The 6643-nt window shown below is 65.1% G+C and carries 6 protein-coding genes and 1 pseudogene; 4 read left to right on the top strand and 3 right to left on the bottom strand.

Features of this window, described 5'->3' with window-relative positions; all coding sequences use genetic code 11:
• Positions 1-142, bottom strand: a pseudogene (locus tag DH08_RS12665) (co-chaperone GroES); the annotation flags it as partial.
• A 304-nt stretch (positions 143-446) separates the two neighbouring features.
• Positions 447-1226: an SDR family NAD(P)-dependent oxidoreductase gene (locus DH08_RS12660; protein ID WP_192179625.1), complete on the bottom strand. Its 780-nt coding sequence runs from the start codon at positions 1224-1226 to the stop codon at positions 447-449.
• A 94-nt stretch (positions 1227-1320) separates the two neighbouring features.
• Here DH08_RS12660 and DH08_RS12655 point away from each other — a divergent pair, with 94 nt between their 5' ends.
• Positions 1321-2217, top strand: coding sequence for a LysR family transcriptional regulator (locus DH08_RS12655; protein WP_192179624.1), 897 nt, complete (start codon positions 1321-1323; stop codon positions 2215-2217).
• Between the two features lie 6 nt (positions 2218-2223).
• Here DH08_RS12655 and DH08_RS12650 read toward each other — a convergent pair whose 3' ends face one another.
• The gene (locus DH08_RS12650; protein WP_192179623.1) at positions 2224-2832 is read right to left on the bottom strand and encodes a TetR/AcrR family transcriptional regulator; all 609 of its coding nucleotides are present in this window, start codon (positions 2830-2832) and stop codon (positions 2224-2226) included.
• Between the two features lie 136 nt (positions 2833-2968).
• Here DH08_RS12650 and DH08_RS12645 point away from each other — a divergent pair, with 136 nt between their 5' ends.
• The 3 genes from DH08_RS12645 to DH08_RS12635 all read left to right on the top strand — a co-directional run bounded on the left by DH08_RS12645 (position 2969) and on the right by DH08_RS12635 (position 6632).
• Entirely contained in the window at positions 2969-4153 is a 1185-nt protein-coding gene (locus DH08_RS12645; protein ID WP_192179622.1) for an MFS transporter, read from the top strand.
• Between the two features lie 68 nt (positions 4154-4221).
• Complete coding sequence (locus tag DH08_RS12640) at positions 4222-5502, top strand: D-arabinono-1,4-lactone oxidase (RefSeq protein ID WP_192179621.1); 1281 nt, start codon at positions 4222-4224, stop codon at positions 5500-5502.
• Complete coding sequence (locus DH08_RS12635; protein ID WP_192179620.1) at positions 5499-6632, top strand: alanine racemase; 1134 nt, start codon at positions 5499-5501, stop codon at positions 6630-6632. Before DH08_RS12640 ends, DH08_RS12635 begins: the two co-directional genes overlap by 4 nt.
• Positions 6633-6643 lie beyond the last annotated feature (11 nt).

Here is a 6643-nt window from a genome sequence, read left to right as displayed (position 1 = left end):
AACCGACGGCGATGATCTCGCCTTCCTGCGGCTTTTCCTTCGCCGTATCCGGGATGATGATCCCGCCGGCGGTCTTGGATTCGGATTCAACCCGGCGAACGACCACGCGGTCATGAAGCGGGCGGAACTTCGACTTTGCCATTTTTTCTTCCTCGAATGAGAACGGTGAGAACTGTTCCTCCGTCCGGCGAAGCCGGACAAACCAAGCCCGGCAGCGCCGGACCCTTGGTTAGCACTCACCAATGGCGAGTGCTAACGTGCCGGTGAAATAGGCTGCTGACTGGCGAGAGTCAAGGCGCGCGAGGGGGCGCAATGGCGCGAAATTTTGTTCGAGCAATCTCCCGGTTTTGGAACGCGCCGATTGCTGTTGGCTTTGGTCACGAAAAATGCCTGCTGCGCCGGCCAGGATCGGCGGAACAGCGGGTGTGGGAGATGAGGTGTTCTGGTTAGATGTTCATGCCGCCCGACGCCTCGATGCGCTGGGCATTGACCCAGCGGCTGTCGTCCGACAGCAGCGAGGCGATCATCGGGCCGATATCGTCGGGCACGCCGGCGCGGCCAAGCGCGGTGACGCCTGCCACCATGCGGTTGATCTCGGCGTCGTCGCGCACATGGCCGCCGTTGAAGTCGGTCGCGATCGCGCCGGGCGCCACCGTGTTGGCGGTGATGTGGCGGGCGCCGAGTTCCTTGGCGAGGTAGCGCGTGAACACCTCGATGCCGCCCTTCATCATCGCATAGGCGGCCGAGCCGGGGACCGAGAAGCGCGCCAACCCACTCGACACATTGATGATGCGGCCACCATCCGCGACCAGCGGCAGCAGCGCCTGGGTGAGGAAGAACACGCCCTTGAGGTGGATGTTCACCAGCGTGTCGAATTCCTCTTCGGTCGTCTCGGCGATGGTCTTGCGCAGGCCGGTGCCGGCATTGTTGACGAGGAAGTCGAACTGGTCGCGCTGCCAGGTCTCGCGGAGCGTCCGCTTCAATGCCTCGACGAAGGCCGGGAAGGTCACGACAGCGCCCGTATCGAGTTGCAGCGCCGTGGCGCGGCCGCCCGCCGCCTCGATCTCCGCGATGGCCGCCAGGGCCTCATCGGCGCGGGAGCGGTAGGTGATCACCAGGTCGACGCCCTTGCGGGCAAGGCTGAGCGCGGTGTTGCGTCCCAATCCACGGCTGCCGCCGGTGATCAGGGCTATCGGGCGATTGGTCTTGGTCATGGTCGTCTCCATCGATTTGCGATGGCATCTATTTATTCTCCCGTCTGGCGGATATAATCAGGCAATAAATGCCTTCTCTATTCAAAAAAGACGAACAATCGAAAAAATGGACAAGCTCGACAGCATGCGCCTCTTCACCCGCGTCGTGGAGCGGCGCAGTTTCACGGCGGCCGCCGCCGATCTCGGCCTGCCGCGCTCCAGCGCGACCTCCGCGATCAAGCAACTCGAGGAACGATTGGGTGTGCAACTCCTGCGGCGCACCACCCGCCACGTCACCACAACACTCGACGGCGAGGCCTATTATCAGCGCTGCACCGGCATCCTGGCCGACATCGAGGATGCCGAAGGCAGCTTTGCCGCGGACGAGGTTCGCGGACGGCTGCGCATCGACGTCAACGGCCACATGGCGCGCACCTTCATCCTGCCGGAACTGCCGTCGCTGCTCGCCCGCCATCCCGGCCTGACCGTGCACATCGGCGAGGGGGACCGTCTGGTCGATCTTGTGCGCGAAGGCGTCGACTGCGTCATCCGCGCCGGCGTGCTTCCGGACAGCGACATGATCGTGCGCCGGCTGGGCACCGCGCGCGAGATCACCGTCGCCAGCCCCGTCTATCTCGACCGCCACGGCGTCCCGCGCTCTCTCGACGATCTTGCCGGGCACAGGATGATCGGTTTTGTCTCCTCGCGCACCGGACAGGTGATGCCGCTGGAGTTCATGGTCGACGGCAAGGTCCGCGAGATCGTCCTGCCGTCGCTGGTCACCGTGGCCAATTCAGACACCAGCGCCACTCTGGTGCGGCTTGGCTTCGGCCTCTACCAGGCGCCGGGGCTTCGTTTCGCCGAGGATCTTGCCGCGGGCAGGCTGGTCGAGGTGCTGAGCGACTATCCGCCGACAGCGACGCCCATCTCGGTGCTCTATCCGCGCAGCCGGCAGCTGTCGCCGCGGGTCAGGGTGTTCGTCGACTGGCTGGTCGAGATATTGGCGCCGAAGCTGGATCCCTGAGGTCGATCAAAGAAACAACCGTAGCTGCGCGTGAATGATCGACCGGTAGTCATCAATCGTCCGCCGGCCTTCCTCCTCGTCCTGCGTCAGCGCCAGCCGCACCACCCCGCCGGCAAGCTGGAAGATCAGGAAGACCACGCGCCCGAACTGCTCGCGCTTTTCCGGATCGATGAGCGGCCCGACATGGTCGCAGAACATCCTCGACTGCTGCCTTGTCTCGGCGATGTCGAGATTCTGCAGCGCCTTGTCGGCCTGGATCGCATTCTGCAGATCCTGGATGGCGGGGTCTTCGGCGACGCGCTCATAATAATCGTCGAGCAGGCGATCGGCCGCCGCCGTCACGTCGTCCAGCGCGCGGATTTCCGCGATGATGGCACCGAAGCGGGCGCGGCTGACCTCGGAGAAGCGCTCGTAGAGCATCGCCAGGATCGCCGATTTGTTGGGAAAATAGTGATAGACGGTGGCGATCGGCCCCCCGGCCAGCGCGCCCACTTCCTTCATCGTGACGGCGTCGATGCCCTTCTCGCCGATCAGCCGCATGGTCGTCGACAGGATGGCGTCGATGCGCTCGCGGCTGCGCTCCTGCTTGGGCAGGCGCCGGGGCTTGGTCACCATTCCCCTAGCTTCCACTACATCGACCCTTTCCGACAGGTCCGAATTTCAGGTTGACAAGAAACATGATTCAGTTTCCAGAAATGCTGACAGATTGTCAGTTTTTTCGCCGTGCGGCAAGGACGTTGGGGAGGCACCTTTGGCATCGAATGCCGGACATCAGGGGAATGGCGATTGGCTGGTCGGCAATCCGACCGGCGCCGAGCTTGCCTCGGCCCTGTGGATCGGTTCGGTCGGCCTGCTTATCCTCGGGCTGCAGCCGGTGCTGCTCGGCGCCCTCTACACCGAGGGCCATGTCACTGGCGACGAACTTGCCCTCGTCGCGACGGCGGAGATGATCGCCATTGCCGTCGGCTCGGCAATCGTGGCGATGCTGCTTGCGGCGCGCAACATGCGCTGGAAGAGCGCCGTCCTGCTGATCCTGCTGGCGCTGGCCAATTGGTGGACGGCCTATGCCGTCAGCCCGAATTCGCTGATCGCCGCACGTGCCGTGGCCGGGCTCGCCGAGGGCGGCCTGGTGGCGGTCGCCACCGAGCTCATTGCCCGCTCGCGGCGGGCCGAACGCATCGGCGGCTATTTCGTCACCATCCAGACGCTCATGCAATGCGCGCTGGCGCTGGGGCTTGCCCTCTATGTGATTCCGGCTGCCGGGTCGGCCGGCGGCTTCATTGCGCTGGTCCTGGTTTGCCTGGCGTCCCTGGTGATCGCCTGGAAGGTGCCGGACGACTATGCCGACCTGCCCAAGGAAGAGCACCTGGCCAATGTGCTGACGCTCCCTTCGATGACCGCGCTGCTGTCGGTCTTCTGCTACTTCATGTTCTTCGGTGCGGTCTGGGCTTTTCTGGAGCCGCTTGGCGCGCAGTACGGCATCGATGGACGCACCGTCGGCCTGATCGTCTCGGCCAGCCTCGCGGTTCAGGTTCTGGGCGCGATGACGGCGACCGCGTTCGAGGCGCGCATCGATTATCGCCTCGCCATCGCGGCGATCGGCGCTGTCGCGCTTGTCAGCTCGCTGGTGCTCGCCGGCGGACCGGGCCTGACGACCTTCTGGGTCGCGGCTTTGGTCATGGGCTTCATCCTTCTGTTCATCGTGCCCTACCAGATCCGGCTGGCGATTACCGCGGATGAGACGCGCACGGCCGTGCTGCTGGTGCCGGCCGCCCAGCTCTTCGGTCTGGCCATCGGCCCGATCGCGGCATCGCTGCTCATCGACGGCAAGGATTTTCGCCCGGTGCCGGAATTCGCCGCCGCCAGCGCGCTTGCCAGCGTGGTACTGCTCGGCCTGTTCGTCCTCGTGTCGCGGCGCCGCCGCGTAGCAGCATGATCCCGAAAAGTGGAAACCGGTTTTCGGAAGAGATCATGCTCCAACAAAAGGCCTGAGGAGGAGGCGCCATGTCGAACAGTTGGAGCAACTGGTCCGGCTTCGTCCGCGCCGAGCCGAAACTGATCGCCACCCCGGCCGACACGAATGAGCTCGCCGATCTGGTGCGCACCGCGCCCGGCCCGCTGCGTGTCGTCGGTGCCGGCCATTCCTTCACCCCGCTGGTGAAGTCCGAAGGCACGATTGTCTCGCTGGAGAAGATCGAAGGGCTGGTGTCGCATGATGCGGCAAGGCATCAGGCACGCGTGCGGGCAGGGACCAGGCTCGGCCCGCTAATGCACCTGCTGCAAGGCATCGGCCAGGGCCTGCCCAATATGGGCGACATCGACCGCCAGGCAATTGGCGGCGCGCTCGGCACCGCCACCCACGGCTCCGGGCCGACGCTCGGCGCCTATCACACGCAACTGGAGACGGTGCAGATTGTCGACGGGCTGGGCAAGCTGCGCGAATACTCCAGGGCAGCGGATCAGGAGACGATCCACGCCATTGGCGTCGCGCTGGGCGCCTTCGGCATCCTGACCGAGGTGACATTGAACAACATCGCCAGCTATCGGCTGCGCCGCCGCAAATGGGTGCTGCCGATCGCCGACATGTTGCGCGACTTCGAGACGATGATGCGCGCGCATCGCTCGGCCGAGTTCTACTACATTCCGTTTTCCGGCTATGCGCAGTTCATCGCCAGCGATCTGAGCGATACAGCGACGACGCCACGGCCGACCGAGGACGACGAGGCAGGGCTGCGCACGCTGCGCCGGCTGCGCACCGCACTCCGCTGGCTGCCGTCGCTGCGCCGCCGGCTGATCCTGGGCGCCATCGCCAAACTGCCGGCGGAGGACTACGTGCAGGACTGGCTCAACGTCTATGCCAGCGACCGGCAAACCCGGTTCAACGAGATGGAATATCATCTGCCCTTCGAGGAGGGCCCAAAGGCGCTGGCCGAAATCATCGAACTGACCGAGAAGCGTTTTCCGGAAGTCTATTTCCCGATGGAGGTGCGCTCGGTGGCAGCAGACGAATTCTGGCTGTCGCCCTTCTACAAAAGGCCCACCTGCTCGATCGCCATCCACCACGATGCCGCGAACGATCCGCTGCCGTTCATGCGGGCGGCCGAGCCGATTTTCCGCAAATATGGCGGCAGGCCGCATTGGGGCAAGATGCACAGCCTGAAGGCGGCGGATTTCAAGAAACTCTATCCGCGCTGGGACGAGGCGATGGCGGTGCGCCGCGACATCGATCCGCAAAACCGCTTCGTCTCGCCCTATATGGCGGGCCTGTTCGGTATCGAGACATGAGCGCCTATTTCGCCGCGCTGTCGGACGCACTGAAGGAGGCCGGCATTTTCCAGCCGTGCCTGCTGCTCGACCGCGACAGGCTGGACGACAACATCGCGCTGGTAAAGGAGCGACTGGACCCCGGCCTTGCCGTGCGGCTGGTCGACAAATCGCTGGCTTGCGTGCCGTTGCTGTCGCACATCGCCAAGGCGCTCGGCACCCATCGCTTCATGACCTTTCATCCACCGGTCACGCAGGCCGTGCTCGACGCCTTTCCGGATGCCGACATGCTCTATGGCAAGCCGATGCCGGTCGGCGCGGCGAGGGCCATGCTGATGAGAGGCGGCGGGGAGCGGTCGCGCGTCTGCTGGCTGATCGACACGAAGGAGCGGCTGGCCGAGTACGGCGCGCTGGCCGCCGAGCTCGGCATCGAACTGCGCTTCGCCTTCGAGGTCGATGTCGGGCTGCACCGCGGCGGCTTTGCCAGCCCTGAGGCGCTGAAGGCGCTATCGATTCCAGAACGGCTGCACTGCGAAGGCATCATGGCCTACGAGGCGCATGCACCGGAAATTCCCGGCCTGTTCGGCGGCCAGGCCGGCGCGTTGAAAAAGGCCTCGGCGCTGGCCGAAGAGTTCGCCGATTGCCTCGGCGAGGACCAGCGCCGCATCCTCAACATCGGCGGCTCGAAGACGGCGCTACTGCACGATGGCGGGGTGGCCAATGAAGTGTCGATCGGCTCCGCCTTCGTCCTGCCCAGCGATTTCGACAAGCCCGGGCTCGCCGGGTTCCAGCCGGCGGCGTTCATCGCGACGCCGATCCTGAAGGCGGTCGAGCCGGCGCTGCCCGGCCCGGCGGCCCTGTCGCGGATGTTGCAGACACTCGGCCTGTTCCCGCGCAAGGGCTGCTACCTCCATGGCGGCAAATGGATGGCCGAGCCGGTGTTTCCCGAGGGCATGAAGACCAACGGTCTGATCGGCCTGTCCTCCAACCAGCAGTTCATGGGTCTGCCCGCCAGTGCCACGGTCAAGCCCGGCGACTATGCTTTCCTGCGGCCAACGCAGAGCGAGGCCGTGCTGCAGCATTTCGGCTCGATCGCGGTGCTTTCCGGCGGCAGGATCGTCGATCGCTGGCCGGCTCTGCCGATGGGGTGAGGGGCACCGCC

Source organism: Mesorhizobium amorphae, assembly GCF_014843845.1.
Classification (GTDB): Bacteria; Pseudomonadota; Alphaproteobacteria; order Rhizobiales; family Rhizobiaceae; genus Mesorhizobium; species Mesorhizobium amorphae_A.
The sequence above is the reverse complement of the archived record's forward strand: the minus strand, read 5'-3'. Positions and strand labels throughout refer to the sequence as shown.

Bases quoted from the DNA above. Each gene is read 5' to 3' on its own strand.
- DH08_RS12635 (WP_192179620.1), top strand. From the start codon at position 5,499: ATGAGCGCCTATTTCGCCGCGCTGTCGGACGCACTGAAGGAGGCCGGC.
- DH08_RS12650 (WP_192179623.1), bottom strand. From the start codon at position 2,832: ATGGTGACCAAGCCCCGGCGCCTGCCCAAGCAGGAGCGCAGCCGCGAG.
- DH08_RS12655 (WP_192179624.1), top strand. From the start codon at position 1,321: ATGGACAAGCTCGACAGCATGCGCCTCTTCACCCGCGTCGTGGAGCGG.
- DH08_RS12640 (WP_192179621.1), top strand. From the start codon at position 4,222: ATGTCGAACAGTTGGAGCAACTGGTCCGGCTTCGTCCGCGCCGAGCCG.
- DH08_RS12660 (WP_192179625.1), bottom strand. From the start codon at position 1,226: ATGGAGACGACCATGACCAAGACCAATCGCCCGATAGCCCTGATCACC.